This window comes from Lysobacterales bacterium (genome assembly GCA_014946745.1).
GTDB lineage: Bacteria > Pseudomonadota > Gammaproteobacteria > Xanthomonadales > Xanthomonadaceae > Aquimonas.
The window spans coordinates 56,351-78,154 of the sequence record JADCRD010000003.1 but is presented as its reverse complement, the minus strand read 5'-3'; the positions used below and the strand labels follow the sequence as shown (position 1 = coordinate 78,154).

Below are 21,804 nucleotides of genomic sequence, written 5' to 3'. Positions count from 1 at the left end.
TCAGGCCGGCACCAGGCGGCCGTCCTGCATGCGCAGCAGGCGATCGGCCTGGCCCATCACCTCGGCCGCATGGGTCACCAGCAACAGGCTGGCGCCGGCCTCACGACACGCACCGATCAACAGCCGCATCACCGCCGCCGCGCTCTCCGCATCGAGGCTGCCGGTGGGCTCGTCGGCCAGCAGCACCGAGGGCCCATGCGCCAGCGCCCGCGCCACCGCCACGCGCTGCTGCTGGCCGCCGGAAAGTTCATCCGGGAAACGCTTGGCAAGTTCGCCGAGACCGAGCTGATCGAGCAGCGCCTGCGCGCGCCGCTTGGCCTCCGCACCCGCGACTCCGATCAACTCCAGCGGCAGGCAGAGGTTGTCGAGCGCGCTCAGGCTGGGCACCAGGTTCCAGCTCTGGAACACCAGCCCCAGATGCCGCCGCCGGAAGCGCGTGCGCGCGGCTTCATCCAGCGCATCGAGCCGCGTGTCATCGAAGCGGATCTCGCCGCCATCGGCGCGATCGATGCCCGCCACCAGATGCAGCAGGGTCGACTTGCCCGCGCCGCTGCGCCCGACCAGGGCCACGCACTCGCCTGGGGCGAGGTCGAGATCGAGCCCATCGAGGACCGGGGTATCGCCGAATCGGCGCTGCAGCTGTCGGACGGTGAGATGCATGGTCGGGAGTGTGGGCGCGTGCGCGTGAAATGCAGATTGGCTCGGGCCGGCCGGCGCGGGGCCGCGTGTCGGAAAGCAGAAGGGCAGGCCGCAAGGCCTGCCCTTCTGCGTTCAACGCGCTGCGGCGGGCTTACTCGAAGCCGTTGGCGAAGACATCGTCGATGCCGACGGTGCTCTGCAGGCTGGCGCTGTTGTTGCCCGGCACCGGGTCGGTGAACGGCGCCACTGGGCTCACGGTGGCGCTGCTGCCGAAGCGCGTGCCCAGGGCGGTGCCTGCCGCCACCGTCGCGGTGATCTGCAGGCGGGCGCTGCCGCCCGTGCCGAGTGCGACGGTCGGCAGGGCGCCGCTGCCGCTGGCCGCCGAGCAGCTTGAGCCGGCGGGCGCGGTGCAGGTCCAAGTCACTCCCTGAAGCTGCGCCGCCGGCGCGAAGCTCAGGCTCGCCTGCGGCACCGCGAGCAGGGTGCTGGCGTTGTCGACGTCGACCACATAGGTGATCGCAGCACCGGCGCTGACCGTGCCCGGCAGGCGCGACAGACGCAGGCGCAGGTCGGCGCTGAAGTCGTCGTTGACGATGCTGCCCTGCGGAGAGTCCGGCGCCAGCAGCACGCCCGGCGTACTGCTGACGAGGTCGAGGAACAGGGTCTCGTCGGCTTCGGCGACGCTGTCGCCCTGCAGCTGCACGGTGACCGTGCGCGAGGGGTTGGCGCTGCCGTCGAAGCTGACGCTGCCGGTGGCGGCGACGAAGTCCGTGCCCGCGGTCGCGGTGCCGGCGCGGGTGGCGTAGCTGACGCTGAAGCCGCCCGCGACCCGGCCGCTCAACTGCAGGGTGAAGATCATGGGCGTGGTGCCGCTGTCGCCTTCGGCCACCGCCACGCCCTGGGTGCTGAGGGTGGCGACGTCGTCGTCGGTGATGGCCACCGTGATCGGCGGCACGCTGACGCCGCTGTAGCCGCCGCCGCTGACGCTGTGGGTGATGACGCCGCTGTGCGTGCCTTCGACCACGGTGTCGTTGACGGCGCTGACGGTGATCGTCTGCGGCAGGTTCCAGTTCAGGGCGTCGAACTGCAGGCTGCTCGGGCTGATCTGCAGCTGGGCGTCAGGGCTGGCGGTGAAACTCACGGTGCCCGAAGGCACGGCGCTCAGGCTCACGCTGTAGGTATCGCCCGCGCCGCCTTCGCTGGCGGTGGTGCTGCCGCTGCTCTCGATCAGCAGCACCGACACCTGGGGACCACAGCCACCGCTGCCCTGGCTGCAGATCGCCGCAGGGCGCGCCGCCGTCAGGCGCAGGCCCGGGGTGATGCCGCCCTGTGCGGTTGACACTTGGGTGAACTGGCTGCCGGTGGTGGCCGCCTGTGCGCCCACGCTGGCCGACACGCCGTTGGCATTGGTGTTGCCGGTCTGCGCGTAGAGGTAGCTGAATTGCGGGCTGCCCTCGACGAACTCGATGGCGAAGTTCACGGTCTGCGCGATGCTGGTGTCGTCGACATGCTTCCCGCGCCACTCGATCAGCCAGCGGCGGTTGGGCGCGGTGCCCGTCACCTGCTGGTAGACGCCCGCGCCCGGCGAGCCGGCGGTGCGCAGGTCGAGGTCATCCCAGTAGGGCAGCAGCACCGCCGCCGAGGTCGGGAAGGCGCCCGCACCGCTGTCGCCGTTGCCGGCGCTGGGCAGCGCGGTGTTGGTCCAACCGGCAGACCCGCCGCTACCGACCAGCTGCAGATTGCCATTGGTGCTGACGCGCAGCGTCTCTCCGCCGGTGTAGCTCTGCCCGTAGACGCTGAAGGCGAAGCCCGCCGGCACGCTGAGATTGACCACCGCATCGTCGGCCTGGGTGCCGGCGACCAGGGTGCCGCCGCCCGGCAGGGTGGCGCCGCTGCTGGGCGTGAAGGTGTAGTTCGGCGACGCCGGCTGGCCCACGGGCAGCTGGATCGTGCTGCTGAAGGGCCCGCCGCCGCCGCTGTAGGTCACGGTGAGCTGCAGGTCGATGTTGCCGAAGCAGGCAAGGCCGGCCGAGGTGCTGATCTGGAACGGCGTCTGGCTGGTCTGGCTGCCGCCATTGCCGGCGATGTCGGCGAAGGTCGTGCTGCCCTGGGCGATGCTGACGCCCGGCGTGGTGGTCGCGAGGCTCGCGCTCACCGCGGTGGCCGCAGTCGTGCCGATGTTGCGCAGGCTGACGTTGAACTGGTTGCACTCGTTCGGCTCGACCAGGCCGTTGCCGGTCGGCAGGCTGGTCGACGCCACTTCCAGCGTCGGCTGCGCGCTGGCCACGGTCAGGGTGAAGCTGCGGCGCTCGATCGCACCGCAGGTGTCCGCCGCCTCGACGGTGATCGGATAGCTGCCGAAGGGCGTACTGGCGCCAGCGTTGAGGGTGACGGTGCCGTTGCCAGCAACGCTGACGCTGCCGCCGCCCGCGAGCGTGGTCGGGCTGACGGTCACGCCCACCAGATTGCCGTTGCCGTCAGCGACCGCAGCAGTGGGCACGACGGTTTGGCTGCCGCCGCGATTGAGCGTGAGGTTGGTATAGGCGCCGAGGCTCGGCACCAAGTTTCGCGACACGTTCACCACCACTTCCGCGGTGGCGGTGGCACCGCCGCTGTCGGTCACGCTGAGCTGCAGCGGATAGGCGCGGTTGCCGCCCGGCGCGACCAGCTCGCAGCTGGCGGTGGCGGACAGGCTGATGGTGCCGCCCGTGTTCACCGCACTGACCGCGAGACCCGGAGGTGCGCCACTGAGGGCCACGCCCAGGCTGCCCGCACTCTGCTGGGCATCGCTGACGGTGGCGACATTGGCCGTGGCGGCGGGGCTGCCCTGGCGCGTGCTCACCGTGCCGGTCACGCTGACCGTCGGCGGCGTGTTGCCGCTCGCGGTGATGCTGAAGTTCACGTCGCTGACGTCGAAGAAGACGTTGCCCAGCGCCTGCACGCGCACGCGCGCCTGCGTGCTGGCGGGTGCGTTGGCGGGAATCGTCAGGCTCTCGCTGCCGTCGTTGGCGGTGGAGGCCGCCAGCTCGATCGGCCAGGTGAGGCCGCCGTCCAGCGACAGGGTGATCCGCACGTTGGCGGCATTGATGCCATTGGCGGTGGTGCCAGCCACGTCCCAGCTGATCGTCTGCGCGCTGCCGGTGGCCCAGCTCACGGCGGTGTTGGGCGCAGTGACCACAAAGGGCCCTGCGGCCGCGACCACGGTCAGTGCGGTGGCCGCTTCGTTGGTGCCACCGCCGCCCGCGCGGTTGTCGCGCGCGGTCACGCGGAAATTGAGCGTGCGGTTGGTGCTCGGCAGCACTTCGGCGGTGAGCCAGTTCGGCGAGCTGCTGCCCTGCAGCGGTGCGGTCGCCGGGGCGACGTTGGCGTTGTTGAGGATCCAGCGCCAGCTGGGGAAGACGCGGCTGTTGGACAGGGTGGGCGCAAAGGAACGGAACAGCGGGCCCTGGCCGGCATCGACGATGCTGCCGGCAGTGTTGGCCGTGGTGCCGAGGTCGAACTGCTCCCACACCCAGGTCAGCGAATCACCGTTGGTATCGCTGCCGGTGGCGCTCAACTCGAAGGGCGTGCGCGCAGGAATGGTGAAGACCGCGGTCGCGTTGACGGTGGGCGGGGTGTTGCCGGTGGCATTGGTGGTGCCGCAGCTCGCGCCACCGCCGGTGGTGACGAAGGCCAGCATCTCGTCGAGGCTGGCGCGGTGGAAGTAGTCGTCGCTGTTGGGCTGCAGGTTGTCGGCGGCGCAGATGCCCGCGTACGCCTGGATGGTGATGCCGCTGCCGGCCTCGTAGGCGTTGCCAGCGCTGCGGTTGCCGCCCGCGCAGTTGCCGCCGGAGCCGTTGAAGGTGTGGCGGCCGCGGAACTGATGCCCCATTTCGTGGGCGACGTAGTCGATGTCAAAGGGGTCGCCGACGGGCGAGCCTGAACCGGTGACGCCCTGCGCCTTGCTGCTGGCGCTGCAGACAGAGCCGAGCGCGGCCACGCCGCCGCCGCCGGTGCTCACCACATGACCGATGTCGTAGTTGGCGCCGCCGATCAGGTTCGTCAGGGTGGCCTGGTTCTCGCCGAGCATCGTCGTTCCGCTGCCGTTGGTGTACGGATCGGTCGCCCCGTTGGTGAAGACAATCAGGTCGTTGTTGGCCACCAGCAGCATGCGCACCGACAGCTCGCGCTCGTAGACGCCGTTGACGCGGTTCATGGTGGTGACGATGGCGGCCAGCCCGTCGGCCACGGTGCCACCGTGGAAAGCGGTGTACTCGCCGGTTGCCGCGATGGCCAGCCGGTAGGTGCGCCGCACCGTGCCCGAGCTGATCTTGGGCGTGACGCCGCGCTGCTGGAAGTTGGGCAGGTCCTTCGGCAGCTCCTGGCCGGTGACGCCGCAGCGCAGGCGCTCGCCGTCATCCGGGGCATCCGCCTTCGAATACACCACGTAGGTGTCGAGATCGCGCGGCTGGTAGGGGTCGACGTAGTAGCTACCGCGCCAGCCGATGACCTGGGCGCGGAAGCCCTGCGGACTGACATCGAAGCGCAGGGTCGCGGTGGGGTCGTCGATGCCCTGGCCGAGGTAGGTTCGGATCTCAGGGAATTTGGCCGCGAGCGCGGCTTCCATGATGGGTGACTCGACGATGCGGAAGCGGGCGTAATCGCCCTCGGGGGTCGGCAGGCTGAGCTCCAGGCTGCTCTCCGCCGCCGGGGTCTGCGCTTCGAGCGGAGCCGTCCTAAGCAGATCGGCGAGGCGAGCACGATCGAGCTGCTGGGTGCGGTAGCGCTGCGGCACCAGCCGCCGCGGCTCCGCGCTGCGCGCGACCTGGGCTTCGTCGATGGCGCTCCACAGGCCGTCCGCCGAGGCGGCGGTGGCTTGGGCAAAGGCCGCGCCGGCAGGCGCGATCATCAGCAGCAGAGCGAGCGCGGCCAGCGGCGCCCGCAGAATCGTGTGAAGCATGGTGTGTCCCCAATCAACGCGCGACCCCCGTCGCGCAAGCCGGCAAGCATGCGCGGCGCCCTGCGCTACGGCAAGTGAAGCGCGGTAGGCCGTGCCCGCGCCCGGCGCGACCCCTGTCCTCGGCGATCCCCCACGCGAAGGCGGCCAGCCACCGCCTACACTCGAACGCCTGTCCCCGCCTCCCGGAGCCCAAACACCATGTCCCTCAAGGATCGCACCCTGTTCATCACCGGCGCCTCGCGCGGCATCGGACTGGCGATCGCCCTGCGTGCCGCCCGCGATGGCGCGAATGTGGTGATCGCAGCGAAGTCGTCGGTGCCGAACCCAAAGCTGCCGGGCACCATCCACAGTGCCGCTGAAGCGGTGATCGCAGCGGGCGGACAGGCCTTGGCCCTCAAGTGCGACATCCGCGAAGAAGACGATGTGCTGGCAGCCGTCGCTGCAGCGGTCGAACGCTTCGGCGGCATCGATATCCTGGTGAACAACGCCAGTGCGATCTGGCTGCGCGGAGCGCTGGACACGCCAATGAAGCGCTACGACCTGATGCACGGCGTCAACGCGCGCGGCACGTTTCTGTGCAGCCAGGCCTGCCTGCCGCACCTGCTGAAGTCTGCGAACCCGCACATCCTCACGCTGGCGCCGCCGCCCAACCTCGACCCGCGCTGGTTCGCGCCGCACACCGCCTACACCATGGCCAAGTACGGCATGAGCCTCGCCACGATGGGCCTGGCGGCCGAGTTCGGTCCGCAGGGCGTGGCGGTAAACGCGCTGTGGCCGAAGACGGTGATCCTTACGGATGCGCTGAACATGATCCCGGGCGTCGACCACGACGGCTGCCGCAAGCCCGAGATCGTCGCCGACGCCGCCCACGCGGTGCTGTCCACACCGGCTGCGCGCCTCAACGGCCAGTTCCTGATCGACGAGGACGTGCTGCGCGTGCACGGCGTCGAGGACTTCGAGCCCTATGCGGTGAAGCCGGGGCATCCGCTGATGGCGGATTTGTTTCTTTGAGCCGGGATTGGGGATTGGGGATTGGGGATTGAACCATTGCGAGCAAAGCAAGTCTCGTGGGCACGCTCGCGCGCGGAGCCCCTGAGAGCAGTGACTGGCACCTGGCATGGCCACGGCTGAACCCTGACACGCCAGTTCGGCGATGACTCCGCTACGCTCGGGAATCCCCAATCCCCAATCCCCAATCCCATGAAGTACCTCCACGCCATGGTCCGCGTCCGCGATCTGGACGCGTCGCTGAAGTTCTGGTGCGACGGGCTCGGCCTCGTCGAGACGCGTCGCCGCGATTACCCGCAGGGGCGATTCACGCTGGTCTATCTGGCGGCGCCCGAGAACCCCGAAGCCGAGGTCGAGCTGACGTACAACTACGACGATGAGGCCTATGGGTCGGCCCGCAACTTCGGTCATCTGGCCTTCGCCGTCGACGACATCTACGCCACCTGTGCGCACCTGCAGGCGCGTGGCATCACGATCAACCGCCCGCCGCGCGATGGCCGCATGGCGTTCGTGCGCAGCCCGGACCTGATCTCGGTGGAGCTGCTGCAGAAGGGCGAGGCGCTGCCGCCGGCCGAGCCCTGGGCCTCGATGCCGAACATCGGCAGCTGGTAGCCGCAGCCGGCAACAGAAAAGGCAGACTGTCTGGCCTGAAAGGCAGACTGTCTGGCCTGCCATTTCCGAGGGTGTCCCTGAGCCGATTCGTGCGTAGGGTCAATCCGCCTGCGGCGCGCTGCCGTCGGCCAGCAGGGGCACGCCCATCGAGCTGCGGCGTTCGATGGCTTCGCTGCCGACGCCAAGCGCAGTGCGCGCCCGCGCCGTGAGCGTGGAGGCCACCTGCCCGCGCTGGGCGGCAAGCGCGTTCTGCAGGGCCTGCCGCGCGCGCAGCTCTTCGCCCTGCGCGACAAAGGCCAAGGCCAGCTCCTCCCAGGCCGCGGCCGCGTGCGGACCGTGGCTGGCACGCAGCAAGTGGGCCTCGGCCTTGCCCCACAGGCCGTCGATCCGGCACAGGCGGCCCAGGGCCAGCTGCAGGGCCGGGCTGCCAGGGTGCTCCTCCAGCCAGGCTTCGGCGCGGCGGATGCGCTCGCGCTGGTCGCCGCGTGCCGCGCGGCCGTAGTCGGCCACCAGCGTTTCGTCCCACTGCTTGCGCAGGGCGTGCTCAATGGCGTCGTCGCCGAGTTCGGGCGCCCCCAGCGCGCGTGCGCGGTCGGCGAAGGCGGCCACCAGCCTCGGCTCGATGCGGGCGCTGCGCGGCAGTTCGGCCAAGCGCTGGCGCAGCAGCTCGATGTCGGGGCTGTGGCGCAGCGCCGCGGCGAGCGTCTCGGCTTCCAGCTCGGCCGGCACCGTGGCGGCGCCGGCTTTCAGCGCACGCAGATCCTGCAGGGCAGCACCGGCCTCGCCTTCGGCCAGCGCCGCGCGCATGCGCTCAACACGGATGGCCGGCGCCGCCGGCTCGGCGGCGGCGCGCAGCAAGACGAGGGCGGCCGCCGCATCGCCGCGCGCGAGCAGCGAACGCGAACGCGCCAGTCGCGCCGACTCGGCGTCGGCGTCGTCGAGCGCGGACAGCGCGCGCTGCTCGGCCGCGTCGTCGGCCAGCGCACGCGCGCTGTCCGCCGCCGCCATCAGCGCCGGCACGCGAAAGCGGGCGCGCCGCGCGACGCGGTTGAGCAGCTTCAGCGCGGTGGCATGCTCGCCGCGCTGGGCGGCCAGCAAGCCATCGGCCAGACGCCGGCGCGCGGTGCGCTCGCCGTGCCGACGCCAGGCGCGCAGCGGCCATAGCAGCAGGCCCAGGACGATGCGCAGCAGCAGCCAGGCCGCCGCGACCAGGGCCAGTGCGGCGACCGCGGTGGACTCGATGGCATAGCCCCGCCACTCGAGCAGCAGATAGCCGGGGTCTTCGGCCAGCAGGCCGAACAGCAGGGCGCCCAGCGCGGCCAGGCCGAGGCCCCACAGCAGCAGGCGGTAGCTCTTCATGCGCGCGACCCGGGCTCGCCTTCCGTCTCGGGCTCAAGCTCAAGCAGAAGCGCTGGCTCGGGCTCGACGGGATCCGCAGCCGCCGGCGGGGCTTCAATCGCGGGCGACGGCGGATCGGACGCCTCCGGCAGCCGCGGGCGACTGCCGCGCAAGGCGCGCAGCTCGGCCAGGCTGGCGCCAAGCGTGGGCAGCGGGGCGGCGAGATCGGCGGGTTTCAGGGCGGCCAGCGCTTCGCTGAGCCCGCGAACGCGCGCATCGTCCGCATCGAACAGCCGGGCGAAGGCGGACTGCGCGCGCGACAGCGCTGCCGACAGGGCGTCTGCATCGCGGGCCTCGGCGGCGAGCAGAGCCACGCGCAGGTCGAGCTGCAGGGCTTCCAGCGCGGCCTCGCGCGCGCTGCCGGTCAGCACGGCCGCGGCCTCGTCGGTGCGGCGCACGGTGACCAGACCGGACAGCGCCTGCTGCAGTCGGCCCATGCCGGCCGAGGCCGCGCCGCGGGCTTCCTGCAGGGGCGCGCGCGGCAGGCCGGGCAGCGCCGACAGTGCGTTCGCCAGGGTCGCGCGCAGTCCCGGCAGGGGATCGGCCGGCAGAGCATCGAGCTGCGCCAGCTCAGCGCGCAGCGGCAGGGCGAGACCGGCGTAGAGCGGATCCTCGATGGTATCGAGCGCCGACAGCGCAAGCTGCAGGGCGGTGCGCGCGCCGGCGCGATCGCGCGCCAGCAGCAGGCGCTGGTCGGCGAGCACCAGCAGACCTTCGATTTCGTTGAGCTTGAGCGCGATCTCGCCGCGCAGGCGCTGATCTGACAGGCGGGCGACGGCGTCTTCGATGGTGGCTGCGCGCTCGCCCATACCGAGCAGCTCCTGACGGATCACGCGCTGGTTGCTGGCCAGTTCAGCGGTGCGCTCGTCCAGGCTGCGGCGGCCGCCGTCGTACTGCGCAAGCTGGCGATCCAGCGCCGACAGCCGCGCGTTCAGGGCCTCCGCCTCCAGCCGCCAGGCCTCGGCGTCGACCGCCGCACCGCGCACGCGCTGCAGCTCGTAGTGGACATAGCCCGCGCCGCCGCCGGCTGCGGCCAGCAGGACCAGGGCGAACCAGAGCAGGCCGCGACCGCGCTTGGCCGGGGCGGGAGAGGTTTCGGGGCGAGGCGGCGTGTCGCTCACGCAGGTCTCCGGAGAAACAGAACAGGCGCGCCGGGTGGAAGCGGCCCGGCGCTCGGGCGCCAGTGTAGCCGCAGGGCTCTGGCCAGCGGCCGCGCCGTGCGCCCTGCGTCCGGCTTGGCATGCCTGCAGGTCGCTTGCCGAGCGGTGTCCTGACCCTCGGCTGGCGAGGCGAGAGCGGCGCTCGCCGCTTCGATGGCGCCAGGTTTCCGGGGCCACAAAAAACCCGGGCCCGCGTCAAGCGGGCCCGGGTGAGATCAGCTGCAACCGAAGCGGGGCTTCGGTTACTTGATCTTGCCTTCCTTGTACATCACGTGCTTGCGAACCACGGGATCGTACTTCTTGATTTCCATCTTCGACGGCATGGTCTTCTTGTTCTTGTCGGTCGTGTAGAAGTGACCGGTGCCGGCGGAGGAGATCAGGCGGATCTTGTCGCGCTTGGATGCCATGACTATCGCTCCTTAGATCTTCTCGCCGCGGGCGCGCAGCTCGGCGATCACGGCTTCGATGCCGTTCTTGTCGATGGTGCGCAGGGCGTGGGTGGAAACGCGCAGCTTGACCCAGCGCTTCTCGCTGGGGACCCAGAACCGGCGCTCGTGCAGGTTCGGCAGCCAGCGGCGGCGGGTTCTGTTGTTGGCGTGCGAAACATTGTTGCCGCTTTGAACGGCCTTTCCGGACACTTGGCAAACGCGTGCCATGGCGCACCTCGATGGTAGCTGTGGAGCCGCCCTTGGCCAGGGCGACAGCGGCCCCGCGCAGCACCCTCACAGGAAGGCGCTGGCGCACAGTCGGGAGACAACGGCGCTGGCCAGACGGTGCGTTCGCGGGCGACTGCGCAAGCCCTGAAACACCGGCCGACGGATCGGCTGGACACAGCGAGCCGCGCATTATGCCGGTGTCAAGCCCCTCCGGCAAGCTGGCCCGTTCCCGCCGTGGCATGCTTGCCGGCCATGAGCGACCTGCCTGACCTCGAACCCGGCGACGTGCACCTGCTGTGGTCACCGGCACCGGAGCCGCGCCCCGGCGGCCGCCGCGACGGGCTGGAGGCGCTGCTGCGCTCGGCGCTCGCCCCCTATGCCGACCTGCCGCCGGCCGCGCTGCGCTTCGGTCGCGAGCCGCGCGGGCGACCCTTCCTGCAGGAATCGCGTCTGCCCGGGCTGCAGTTCAGCCTGAGCGACACCGTCGGTGGCTGTCTGCTGGCGGTGGCGAACGGGCTGCGCATTGGCGTGGATCTGGAGCGCGCGGACCGCCGCATGCCCGCGCTGCGGCTGGCGCGCCGCTACTTCGCATCGAGTGAGTTCGAGGCCCTGTCCGCCCTGCCCGACTCTCTGCGCGAGCAGACGTTTCTGCAGGCCTGGACGGCCAAGGAAGCCGCCTGCAAGGCGACCGGCAGCGGCCTGCGCAACCGCTTGGACGCCTGGGTCTTCGACCTTGACCGGCGGGCGACTCAACCGAGACTGTTGGCGGCGCCTGCCGAGGCCGGCGATGCGGCCGCATGGCGCTTCCTGCGCTTCGCGCCGGCGCCCGGCTTCACGGCAGTGCTGGCAACGCCGTCGCCACCCGCGCGCGTGCTCAGCGCCGCGCGCGCCTGAGGCGGGCGCGGCGCGTCGGCCTCAGCGCGTGAAGCCCAGGGCTTCCGCGGTCGGCGCAAGCAGTTCGAAGGCCTCGCCCAGCGCGCCGCTGGCATAGCTGCGCCAGCGCCCGGGCGCAAGCTCGAAGACATCGCCGGCTGCGCTGCGTGCATTCGCGTAGTCGCCGGGCTCGCCCTCGAGCCCGAGGAATGTGGCCGCCTCGCGCAGCGCCGCCTGGGGGTCCGCGGCCAGCGCATCGACGGTCAGCAGGTGCACGCGCGTAGGCTCGGCGGCCAGGCGCAGGCGCAGCTGCTCCAGCGCTTCAGCCAGCCAGACGGCCATCCGCTGCGGACTCTGCACGGAATAGTTCTGCAGCGAGCCGAAGGCGATCCAGTTCAGCAGCAGCTCGCGCGGGTCGGACAGCAGCACCAGCAGGCGCGCCTCCGGCAGGGCCGAGAGCACGGCGGCGTCGACGTGCGGCAGCACGTCCACCACCTGCTCGGGCGCGACGCCGACCTGCGCGATCTGCTCACGCCATACCGCTTCCGCACCCTGCTCGCCGTGGTGTCCCGCCTGCGGGCGCAGCGGCCCCAGGCCGTCGATGCGACGCGGGTTGCCAAGGCGATCGACCAGGAAGGGCGCGAGTGCACCAAGGCACGAAAGCACGGTGCCGACCGGAGTGCCCGGCAGCGGCCACAGGAAGCGCGCGGCGGCGCCACGCGGAGCCTCTGCCGCCAGCGCCGGGCCTGCAGGCAGCAGCGCGGGCAGCGGCAGGCCCGGCAGGGGCTGGTCGGCTTGCACCGCGTGCACCCCGAACCACACGTCATGGGCTTCGTCGATGCGGTCGAAGCGGTCCAGCAGAAGTCCGCGCAGGCTTGCGATGCTGCGGCTCAGCGGCAGGTTGAGCGGGCGCTGCGCAAGCGCGGCCAGACGCTCCAGCGCCGCCGCCGGATCGCGCTGGCGCTCGCCGTTGACCAGGATCAGGGCTGCGCCGACGCGCTGGGGCTCCACCGCCAGGACTTCGGTCGCGATCTGCTCGGCGAGCGTGTGATCGCCGAGCGTGGCCGCGCGCTGGGCCGTGGCCTCGCGCATATCGAGGCTGTTCGGCTGGGCCAGGCGCCAGCGTTCCAGCACGCTCTCACCTTCCGGCGAGGAGAGGTCGAGGCTGAAGCGCGCGTTCCAGAACGCGGTGACCTGCGGATGCTGCTCCAGCAGCGCGTCGAGGGCGGCGCGCGCGCGCGGCAGCGCATCGGCGCGGTTCCACAGATCGAGCAGGCGGCCGATCAGCGCGGGCTGCTCGGGCGCGAGGACGAGGCTCTGCAGGGTCGCCTGCTCGGCCCCGGCGGCGTTGCCCAAGGAATGCGCGATCTGTCCCAGCAGCCCCCAGGCGCCGGCGTCGCCCGGCTCCTTGCGCAGAATCTCCAGCAGCTGCTCTTGGGCGGCTGGAATCTCGTTGGCATCCAGCAGCACGGTCACCAGCATGCGCTCAGCCACGCGCAGCCCGGGCGCGAGCTTCAGGCAATTGCGCAGGGCCTGCGCGGCGACCGCGGGCAGGCCGCGGCGCTGCAGGATCATGGCCAGGTCGTAATGCAGATCGGGGTGGTTGGGCTGCTGCTTCAGAGCGCGATCGAGCGCAGAGAGTGCGGCATCAAGGTTTCCGCGCGCCGCCGCAAGCTCCGCCTCGGCGCGCAGCAGTGCGGGGTTCTCCGCGTCGATGCGGCGGCCGTATTTGATGCGGGTCTCGGCGAGATCCAGCTCACCGCGCAGCACCTCCAGACGGGCAAGCCCCACGTAGCCCGCCAGCAGGTTCGGATCCAGTTCGACGGACTGCCGCAGATCAGCGTAGGCGGCCTCAAGATCGCCCCGTGCGGAGGCCAGGTCGGCGCGCGTCAGCAGAAAGGCGCCGCGGTGCGGCGCCAGCGCGATCGCCTGTGCCAGCGTGTCCTCGCCCTCCTCGCGCCGGCCCTTCTGCAGCAGCGCCAGGGCCAGCAGATGCAGCAGGTCTGGGCTGCTCGGCAGGCTGGTCAGCGCTTCGCGCGCCAGACGGATCGCGGTATCGGGTTCGTTGCGCCGCAGCGCGTCCTGGATGGGCTGGAGCATGAGGCGGGGCCTGGAAGACGAAAGCCCGCGAGTCTATCAGTGCCCCGGACGGCGCCGAAGTGCAGCGCGCCACGAGGCTACCGGGCGTGTCCGTCCAGCGCATGCTGGATACGCTCGGCGACCCAGTGGCTGGCGTGGCTGCGCGCGTTGAAGCCGTCGAAGAAGCCGCAGTGGCCGCCGTGGCGCGCGATCTGCAGCCGCGCGTGCGCGGGCAGCTGCAGCTGGTGGAAGTCGGCCACCGGGATCACCGGGTCATCGGCCGCGGTGAGGATGCTCACCGGCACCTGCAGCGGCGCCAGCCGGTCGCCGGCGATCGAGTAGCTGTCGAGGTAGGCGTCAAGGCTGCCCAGCGCGGTGTGGCGTTCGACCAGGATGCGGGTGAGCTCACGCATGCCGCTGCGGAACTCCGTCGGGGTGAAACGGTAGCGCTCGGGAAACAGCAGCTGCTTGCGCTTCAGCGAACCGGTCCACTTGAGCATGAAGTAGTGCTCGTAGAACCAGGGCGCGCGCTCGATCGCGCTCAAGCCCGCCTCGGGGCTGATGACCGGGCACACGGCCGCCGCATGATCGAGGCGGATGCCCGCCGCGGGGGCGCGCAGCGCCACCCGCAGCGCGAAGTTGCCGCCGAGCGAGAAGCCCGCCACCGCGAAGCGCGGCGGCGCGTACTGCTGCTGCACCAGGGCGACGGCCTCAACCACTTCCTCGATGCGATTCGAGCTGAACAACTCCGGGTTCAGGTGATGGGTATCGCCGTGGTCGCGGAAGTTGAGCCGGAACACGTCGAAGCCGCGCTGGAGCAGCTCGCTGCCGGTATCGAGGATGTAGTTCGAGCGGGCGCTGCCCTCCCAGCCGTGCAGCAGCATCACCAGCCCGCGGCTTTCGGGGCTGGCCTGTTGGCGGGTGATGAAGCCCTGCAGGCGCGCGCCGCCGGGGCAGTGCAGTTCGCTCACCTCGGCGTCGTGTTCCAAGCGCGAGCGCGCGCTCAGCGCATAGCGACGCAGCCGGCTGCTGGCCAGCACCGACTGCAGGTGGGGATTGCGCAGCAGACGCGGCGGCTGGAACTCCGCCCGCATCAGCTGTCCATCGCCTCGGCGATCTGCGCGCGCGCAGTCTCGGCGATGCGCCGCCGCCCCTCGTCGCTGGGTTCGATCGGCGCGAGGAAATGCACCTCGGCGACCCGCGGCGGGTCGCCCAGCACGCGCAGGAAATTCTGCAGGAAGCTCTCGCCCGGCTGGAAGGCGACCAGAGCCTGGGCGCTGCCGCGCTCGCCGTAGCGCAGGGCCACGGGCTGCACGATGGCGCCGGCCGCCAGCGCCGGCTGGAAGATCCGCGCATGGAAGGTGTGCACCTTCAGACCGTCGGTGGTGCGTCCCTCGGGGAAGACACCGACCGGCAGCCCTGCCTGCAGGCGGGTCACCATCTGGTGCATGACGCCGTGCAGGGATTCGTTGTTGCCGCGATGGTGATAGATGGTGCCGCCGCGGCTGGCCAGCCAGCCGATCAGCGGCCAGCGGCTGATCTCGGCCTTGGCGACGAAGCCCACCACATGGCGGCTGTGCATCAGGGTGATGTCGAGCCAGGCGACATGGTTGGCGACGAACAGCACGCCCCCGGGAAGGGGCTGACCGTACTGGCGGATGCGAAAGCCGAAGATTCGCAGCAGTCCGGTCGACCACAGGCGGATCACGCGGAAGTCGAGGCGGTCGCGGCCGCGGCCGATGCGCCGGGTGATCGGGTTGATCAACAGCACGGTCAGCGGCAGGCACAGCAGCAGGTGCAGCAGCAGCACCGGCACGCGCAGCGCATAGCGCAGCGCGCGCCAGGGGTCGCGCTGCCGCACGCGCGCTGGCGAGTCCGAGGCGTAGTTCATGCGCCGGAACGATACCGGAGGGGGCCGCCCGCGGCCAGATGCTGCACTGCATCGGGCCAGGGCGTCGAAAGCCGCGGGGTCGGGCGCGAACTCAGGTCGAGCGGATGCGCTCCAGCCGCTGCACGGCCTCGCGGTACTCGGCCTGCATCTGCAGCACCAGCTCGCGCACCGGCTGCACCGCATGGATGCCGCCCACGCCCTGCCCTGCGCCCCAGATGTCCTTCCAGGCCTTGGCATCGGTATTGCCGCCGGAGCCGAAGTCCATCTTCGATTTGTCGGCCTCGGGCAGGTTGTCGGCATCGAAGCCGGCGCGGGTGATGCTGGGCTTCAGATAGTTGCCTTTGACCCCGGTGAACAGCGAGCTGTAGACGATGTCCTCGGCGCGGCAGTCCACCAGCATCTGCTTGTAGTCGTCGACCGCGCGCGCCTCCGGCGTGGCGATGAAGCGCGTGCCGAGGTAGGCGAGATCCGCACCGATCGCCTGCGCCGCCAGCACGTCCGCGCCCGAGGCCATCGCCCCCGACAGCAGGATCGTGCCCGGATAGAACTGGCGGATCTCGCGCACCAGCGCGAACGGGCTCAAGGGGCCCGCATGGCCGCCCGCACCGGCGCAGACGGCGATCAGCCCGTCCACGCCCTGCGCCGCGGCTTTCTCCGCATGACGCCGGCTGATCACGTCATGGAAGACCACGCCGCCGTAGCCGTGGACGGCCGCAACAACTTCCGCGGGCGGCGACAGGCTGGTGATCACCACAGGCACCCGGTACTTCTCGACCAGCTTCAGATCCTCGGCCAGACGATTGTTGCTGGCGTGCACGATGAGGTTGACCGCGAAGGGCGCCACCGGGTCGCCTGGCGTTGAGGCCGCATGCGCCGCGCCGAGGTCCTCGCTGAGCTGGGCCAGCCATTCGTCCAGCTGCGACAGCGGCCGCGCGTTGAGCGATGGAAAGCTGCCGACGATGCCGGCCTTGCACTGCGCGGCCACCAGCTCGGGGCCGGAGACGATGAACATCGGCGCGCCAACGAGCGGCAGACGCAGGCGGTTTTCGAGCAAGGCGGGAAGGGGCATGGGGGCTCCGATGGGCTTGGAGAGGGATGGGCGGACGTGCTTATGGGCGAGCGCGTGAGGCTGCTGCTTGGGCTTGGGCTTGGGCTTGGGCTTGGGCTTGGGCTTGGGCTTGGGCTGGGGCGCAGCCTCGCAGGCCACCGGGGCGAGCCCCTCTCCCCTCGCGGGAGAGGGGTTGGGGAGAGGGGGCAACGCTCGCCGCAGGACTTCCACCCCTCTCCCCCGACCGACCTTCGCTTCGCTCGGGCTCCGGACAGCATCGGCTGCCAGCGGCAGCCGACAAGCGAAGTCCGAGGCGAGTATCCAGCTCATGATGGGTCAAGACCCACCCTATGGGGGTCGCGGTGCGCGGAGCGGCAATCAGGTTCACGGCAGCCGCGCCAGGAAATTCTTGACCGCCACGTTGAAGGCGTCGTTATCGTCGCCGGCGACCATGTGGCCGGCCTCGCTCACGTCGATGTACTCGGCGGCGGGAATCAGGCGCAGAAAATCCTGCACGCCCGCCTCGGTCACCATCTCGCTGCGCGCGCCGCGCACCAGCAGGGTCGGCACGCGCACGTGTCGACACGCTGCCTCGAAGCGCGCGATGGCGGGCTCGGGGTCGGGCACGCGCTCGCCGAGCAGCAGCTTTGGATCCCAGTGCCAGCGCAGGCGGCCATCGGCACCCTCGCGCAGGTTCTTGCGCAGGCCGGCGGCGCTCTCCGGGCGCGGGCGATGCGGCAGGTAGGCGGCGACAGCATCGGCGGCCTCATCGAGGCTGGCGAAGCCGTCGGCATGCGCCAGCATGAAGCGCACGATCTGCATCACGCCCTCGCGCTCCAGGCGCGGGACCACATCGACCAGCACCAGCGCGCGCAGCTCGACCGGCGGGTCTTCGCCCGCGACCAGCAGCGAGGTCAGCCCGCCCAGTGAGGCGCCGACCAGGGCCGGGGGTTCGGTCAGCGTTGCCAGCACTTCGCGCAGGTCGGCAGCGAAGCCGTCGAAGCTGTAGTCGGCCTCGGCCGACCAGGCGCTGTCGCCGTGGCCGCGCAGATCAAGGCTGATGACGCGGCGACCGGCGCGGGCGAGATCCGCGGCGACGTGACGCCAGGCGTGGCGGGTCTGGCCACCGCCGTGCAGCAGCACAATCGGTTGGCCCTCCAGCGGGCCACCCACGCTCGCGGCGAGTCGCAGTCCGGCCGCGCCGGCAAAGGTGTGACTGTGCATTCGAGAGCGCGCTCCAACAGCTGTACGCCGGAGTATGGGGTAGCCCGCGCGCGCGACGGAAGGGTCGAAAGGCCCACCGGAGACGGTTCCGCACATCCGCCCGTGCAGCGCGCCGGGTCCACCGCGCCGCCGGCCCCAGACCAAGGCGCAGGGGCTGCGCTTGGCAGTGGCCGTGGGGCTCTACGAATCCCGAATCCCGAATCCCGTCTGCTTGCAGGAGCAAGCGTGCTCGCGACCCGCAGGGTGAGGGCCGGGCGCAAGGTCGGCGCTGGGCGCAGGCTGCAGTCGCCTGCAAGCAGGCTCCTACAAAGAGCAGAGCGTGCGCTTGGCAGTGGCAGTGGGGGCTGTACGAATCCCAAATCCCGATCCCGGCTGTTTGTAGGAGCGAGCTTGCTCGCGACCCGCAGGCTGAGGGCCGGGCGCAAGGTGGGTGCGAGGCGCAGGCCGCGGTCGCCTGCGAGCAGGCTCCTACACGGTGCGCAAGCTGACGAACTCGAGATTCTTCAGAAGCACCCGCACCGCGATGCGGAGCAAAGAGGCTCTCAGAACCCCAGCCAGGCGCTGGCTGCTGTCTTGACGAGAAGATCGCGATGCGGGCGCAGCAGTTCGGCGTTCGCGGCGACCTCGCTGCCGGCCAGCGCGGCCGGTGCGCCGCCCTGTGTCGCGAGACCGAGTGCGGCAAACGACTGCGCGCGGATCCAGCGGTACTCCTCCAGCGACAGCCCCTGCGCGTTCAGGGCTTCGACCTGGGCGCGCTTGGCCTCGACGATCAGGCCGGCGATGTCGGCATAGGCGACGAACATGTCCTGTACGCCGGGCTCGCGGCCGTCGGGCTGCTGGTCGGATTTGAGCTCCTCGTACTTGGCCTCCAGCTGCTGCCAGCGATCGCCAAGCCGCGCCGACATGGCCTGCTGCACGGCCACCAGTGCGGCCACGCGACCGGCGTCGAGACGGCCGTCGGAGGGTGCCTGGAAGGGCTCGCGATTGCGCACCTCCTGCTCCAGCTGCGCTACCTGCTGCCACTGCTGGGCCGTGTCGACCAGAGCGCTGGCGCCCTGCCACAGCGGCCGCAGCACGATCCAGTACAGCGCTCCGCCGCCGACCACCAGCAACAGCAGGGCCACGGCGAGGCAGCCACCCAACAGCTTTGCGTTCTTCATCGTGCTTCCCTCTGCTTCATGCGGACCGGGCGTGCTACGGAGCCGAGCGCTGGATCACGACAGGCTCAGGGCGTGGCCTCAAAGCCGTTGCCGAACACGCCCGTGGCGAAGAAGGCCGGGCCACCGACGAACAGGATGGCGCTGTCGCTCGGGCGGTAGCTGCCGAATTCGTTGGCCTGCAGGCTGACTCGCCAGGTGCGGGCATCGATGCGCTGCGCGCGCGAGGACAGGTCGTACCAGCCCATGCTGGCATCGTTGCCCGGCTGCGACGGGCCGTACATGCGCCAGCTCCAGTCGGATCCGCCGAAATCCAGGCCCGGGGCGTGGAAGCGGATGTCCACCACGGCCTCGCTGCACTCGCGCAGCTCGAAGCGCACCAGGTCCTGCGGGTAGGCGAAGAAGCGCCCCAGGCCTTCACCGCCCGGCAGCCAGTCGCGGCCGTTGCGGGCGGCGACCACGCCCTGCACATCGTTCAGGCGCTGACAGCCGGCGCCGGTGCCGCTGACCACGGTGGCAGTGAACGAGCCCGCCACCAGCGCCTGCTTGCCATCGCCCGCGCGCGCGCCCAGCAGTGCGATGGCGGAGCCCACGCGCGCCTGCTGCGCATCGGACTGGCCGTCGCCGTTGCCATCGCCGCCGTTGGGCGCATTGCCCTCAACCTGGTCGGGCGCGCCGTCGCCATCGGCATCGGGCACCTGCTCGATCTGCCAGACCGCGGCATTGGTGCCGGCGTACAGCAGGGTCGGGTTGAAGGGGTCGATATGCAGGGCCAGCGCGGCATCTGCCGGCAGACCCACGCTCAGCGAACGCCAGCTGGCGCCGCCGTCCTCGCTCTTGAACACCGAGCCGGGGTTGGACAGCGTGCCCGCACCGGCCGCGTACAGCACGTTCGGGTTGCCGGCATCGACCAGCAGGGCGCGAATGTCGACGTCCGTGCTCAAGCCCGTCGAGCTGTTGCTCCAGCTCACGCCGCCGTTGGTGCTCTTGTAGACGAAGCCCTGGCGCGGATTGACACCGTCGCGCAGATTGACCGCGGTGGCCCAGAGGATGTCCGGATTGGTCGGATGGATGGCCAAGGCCAGCACATCGAACGCGGTGGCGCTGCTGCCCGGATAGGTCGGCAAGCCCGCGCTGGCGTGGTTCCAGGTGGCGCCGCCGTCGACGGTCTTGAACACGCCGCTGGCGAGGGTCGGCGGGGTCAGGGAAATGTCATCGCTGGTGCTGAGGAAGGTGCCCAGATAGCCCACCTGCGGATTCTGCGGGTTCAGCACCAGCGGTACCGGCACCGCCCAGCTGCGCAGGTTCTGGAACTCGTTGGGCGCAGTGCCCTGGACCGGGCCGTACTGCAGCGGCAGGCCGGTCTCGGCGTTCGCCCAGAGCCCCCCGCCATTGGTCGACTTGATGACACGATGGCTCAGCTGCTGTCGGCGCACGCCGTCCACACCCACCACGGACGTCGAGAAGCCGTTGCTGGTCGCATACAGGGTCTGCAGCGGCCCGCTCGTGCAGGCACCGCTGACCGGCGGGCTGGCGCAGGAGCGCGGGTCGAGGGTGATCTGGCGCACCGTGCCAAGGAACGCGGCGGCGGGCGTGCCTGACGTCGGCAGGCCGGCCTCGATGCTGACCCAGCTGTTGCCGCCGTCGCTGCTCTTGTACAGGCCGGCATTGCGCAGCGCCAAGGGCTGCGCCGAGCGCCCGCCGGCATAGATCACCGTCGAGGCCAGGGCACCCGCGCTGTTGCCGACCGTGGTCGGATCGATCGCGAGGCTGCGCACCTGCAGACCGCGCAGGCCGACGCTGCGGCCGGTCCAGGTCGCGCCGCTGTTGATGCTCCAGTGCAGCGGCAGGGCGGCGTTGAAGGCATCGCCGTAGCCCGCGTAGATGCGCCGGTTGCTGGTGCCGGCGAAGGCCGGGTTGGGCAGCACCGCCAGCGCGCGCACGTTGATCGACGCCAGCCCCTGCTGGGCCGTGCTGAAGCTCACGCCGTCGTTGTCGGAGACGAACAGACCGCCGTCGACCGCCGCCACGAACAGCCGCGGCACCGTCGGGTACTGCGGGTGCAAGACGATCTCCGACACCGCCGCGGTCGAGCCGTAGCCCGGGTTGGGCGACAGCCCGGTGGCGATGTCGACTGCCGAGACGCCGCCGTCGGTACTGCGGCGCAGATTGCCGCTGCCGTCCTGCAGCGACTGCCCCAGCCAGACGGTATCGGCGACGCTGGGATGGGCGCGCACACGCTGGGCGGACAAGCCCGTGAGCGTCCAGTTCAGGCCATCGTCGTTGCTGCGCCAGAGCTGGCCGTTGGCCGCGGCATACAGGCGCGTACCGGGGCCACGGCTGAAGTCGACGGCGAACATCGATGCTTCCGCCGGCAGGGTCAGCAGCGGGGTGAAGCTGGCGCCGCCGTCGACGCTGCGGTGCAGGGCGACGCGCGTGTCCGGACCGCCCGTGCCGGTCACGTAGCTCACGCCAACCACCAGCTCCAAAGGGCGGCCCGGCTGAGTAAACAGACGCAGCTCGGCGATGGGCTGCAGGGGCAAGGTCAAGCCCAGGGGCGCGAAGGTCGTACCGTTGTCTGTGCTGCGCAGCAGGCTGCCGCTGTTGTCGATGACATACAGCTGACCGCTGACTCCTGGCACATCGGCGATCGCCCGCACTGGCGAAGTCGAGGTCCATCCGGTGGGCGTCCAGTTGTCGCCGCCGTCGCTGCTGCGGAACAGGCGACCGCCGAAGTTGACGGCCCACAGCTGGTTGGGCGCATCGCGATCGAGGGTCAGCTTGACATCCTCGCGACTGCCGGCGCCAAAGCCGTTCTCGATGCGCTGCCAGGTGCTGGCGCCATCGACGCTGCGGTAAATGCCGCCGCGCGTGGAGGCATAGACCAGCGCCGGACTGGTGGGATGGATCTCGACGTCATAGACCGAGCCGCCATCGGGGCCGCTGCCGGTCCAGACGCCCGGCCCCGCCGCACAGGGCGCGGCCAAACCCAGCGCCGCCAAGCTAGCCAGGTTGCGCAATCGAGAGAGATGCATGGTGGAACTCCGGGCAACAGCAGGTGTGGGGGAACCCGCAGGAAGCGGGCCTGTCAACGCAGGTACGAAATCCGGGGCGTAAACG

Annotated in this window: 16 protein-coding genes; 3 read left to right on the top strand and 13 right to left on the bottom strand. The window is 70.8% G+C overall.

Annotated elements, in window-relative coordinates; translation table 11 throughout:
• Together H4O13_16300 and H4O13_16295 are read right to left on the bottom strand one after the other, a co-directional pair.
• Positions 1-660, bottom strand: coding sequence for an ABC transporter ATP-binding protein (locus H4O13_16300; GenBank protein MBE5316956.1), 660 nt, complete (start codon positions 658-660; stop codon positions 1-3).
• Positions 661-790: 130 nt separating this feature from the next.
• The gene (locus tag H4O13_16295; GenBank protein ID MBE5316955.1) at positions 791-5,578 is read right to left on the bottom strand and encodes a hypothetical protein; all 4,788 of its coding nucleotides are present in this window, start codon (positions 5,576-5,578) and stop codon (positions 791-793) included.
• 198 nt (positions 5,579-5,776) lie between these two features.
• On the opposite strand from H4O13_16295, the gene H4O13_16290 reads away from it, so the two are divergent.
• Positions 5,777-6,589 (top strand): NAD(P)-dependent oxidoreductase, encoded by an 813-nt coding sequence (locus H4O13_16290; GenBank protein ID MBE5316954.1) that lies wholly within the window; start codon positions 5,777-5,779, stop codon positions 6,587-6,589.
• Between the two features lie 189 nt (positions 6,590-6,778).
• Positions 6,779-7,198, top strand: coding sequence for a VOC family protein (locus tag H4O13_16285; GenBank protein MBE5316953.1), 420 nt, complete (start codon positions 6,779-6,781; stop codon positions 7,196-7,198).
• 99 nt (positions 7,199-7,297) lie between these two features.
• Here H4O13_16285 and H4O13_16280 read toward each other — a convergent pair whose 3' ends face one another.
• The 4 genes from H4O13_16280 to rpmB form a co-directional block, all read right to left on the bottom strand.
• On the bottom strand, positions 7,298-8,557 hold the full coding sequence (locus tag H4O13_16280) for a hypothetical protein (protein ID MBE5316952.1): 1,260 nt from the start codon (positions 8,555-8,557) through the stop codon (positions 7,298-7,300).
• Positions 8,554-9,717, bottom strand: coding sequence for a uroporphyrinogen-III C-methyltransferase (locus tag H4O13_16275; protein ID MBE5316951.1), 1,164 nt, complete (start codon positions 9,715-9,717; stop codon positions 8,554-8,556). Before H4O13_16275 ends, H4O13_16280 begins: the two co-directional genes overlap by 4 nt.
• 281 nt (positions 9,718-9,998) lie before the next feature.
• Positions 9,999-10,163 carry a 50S ribosomal protein L33 gene (rpmG, locus tag H4O13_16270; GenBank protein MBE5316950.1) on the bottom strand — a complete coding sequence of 55 codons (165 nt, stop codon included), beginning with the start codon at positions 10,161-10,163 and terminating at the stop codon, positions 9,999-10,001.
• Between the two features lie 12 nt (positions 10,164-10,175).
• Positions 10,176-10,412, bottom strand: a complete 237-nt coding sequence (rpmB, locus tag H4O13_16265) for a 50S ribosomal protein L28 (GenBank protein ID MBE5316949.1) — start codon at positions 10,410-10,412, stop codon at positions 10,176-10,178.
• A 252-nt stretch (positions 10,413-10,664) separates the two neighbouring features.
• Here rpmB and H4O13_16260 point away from each other — a divergent pair, with 252 nt between their 5' ends.
• Positions 10,665-11,306 carry a 4'-phosphopantetheinyl transferase superfamily protein gene (locus H4O13_16260; GenBank protein MBE5316948.1) on the top strand — a complete coding sequence of 214 codons (642 nt, stop codon included), beginning with the start codon at positions 10,665-10,667 and terminating at the stop codon, positions 11,304-11,306.
• Between the two features lie 21 nt (positions 11,307-11,327).
• On the opposite strand, the gene H4O13_16255 is transcribed toward H4O13_16260, so the two are convergent.
• From H4O13_16255 to H4O13_16225, 7 genes are all read right to left on the bottom strand, one after another.
• Complete coding sequence (locus H4O13_16255) at positions 11,328-13,385, bottom strand: tetratricopeptide repeat protein (protein ID MBE5316947.1); 2,058 nt, start codon at positions 13,383-13,385, stop codon at positions 11,328-11,330.
• Positions 13,386-13,462: 77 nt separating this feature from the next.
• Positions 13,463-14,458 carry an alpha/beta fold hydrolase gene (locus tag H4O13_16250; GenBank protein MBE5316946.1) on the bottom strand — a complete coding sequence of 332 codons (996 nt, stop codon included), beginning with the start codon at positions 14,456-14,458 and terminating at the stop codon, positions 13,463-13,465.
• A complete protein-coding gene (locus H4O13_16245) occupies positions 14,458-15,255 on the bottom strand; it encodes a 1-acyl-sn-glycerol-3-phosphate acyltransferase (protein MBE5316945.1) in 798 nt (265 codons plus the stop codon). The genes H4O13_16250 and H4O13_16245 overlap by 1 nt, the downstream gene beginning before the upstream one ends.
• A 91-nt stretch (positions 15,256-15,346) precedes the next feature.
• A complete protein-coding gene (locus H4O13_16240) occupies positions 15,347-16,324 on the bottom strand; it encodes a nitronate monooxygenase (GenBank protein MBE5316944.1) in 978 nt (325 codons plus the stop codon).
• Between the two features lie 363 nt (positions 16,325-16,687).
• Positions 16,688-17,527, bottom strand: coding sequence for an alpha/beta hydrolase (locus H4O13_16235; GenBank protein MBE5316943.1), 840 nt, complete (start codon positions 17,525-17,527; stop codon positions 16,688-16,690).
• A 542-nt stretch (positions 17,528-18,069) separates the two neighbouring features.
• Positions 18,070-18,687 carry a hypothetical protein gene (locus tag H4O13_16230; protein MBE5316942.1) on the bottom strand — a complete coding sequence of 206 codons (618 nt, stop codon included), beginning with the start codon at positions 18,685-18,687 and terminating at the stop codon, positions 18,070-18,072.
• 65 nt (positions 18,688-18,752) lie between these two features.
• Entirely contained in the window at positions 18,753-21,719 is a 2,967-nt protein-coding gene (locus H4O13_16225) for a hypothetical protein (GenBank protein ID MBE5316941.1), read from the bottom strand.
• Between the last annotated feature and the right edge of the window lie 85 nt (positions 21,720-21,804).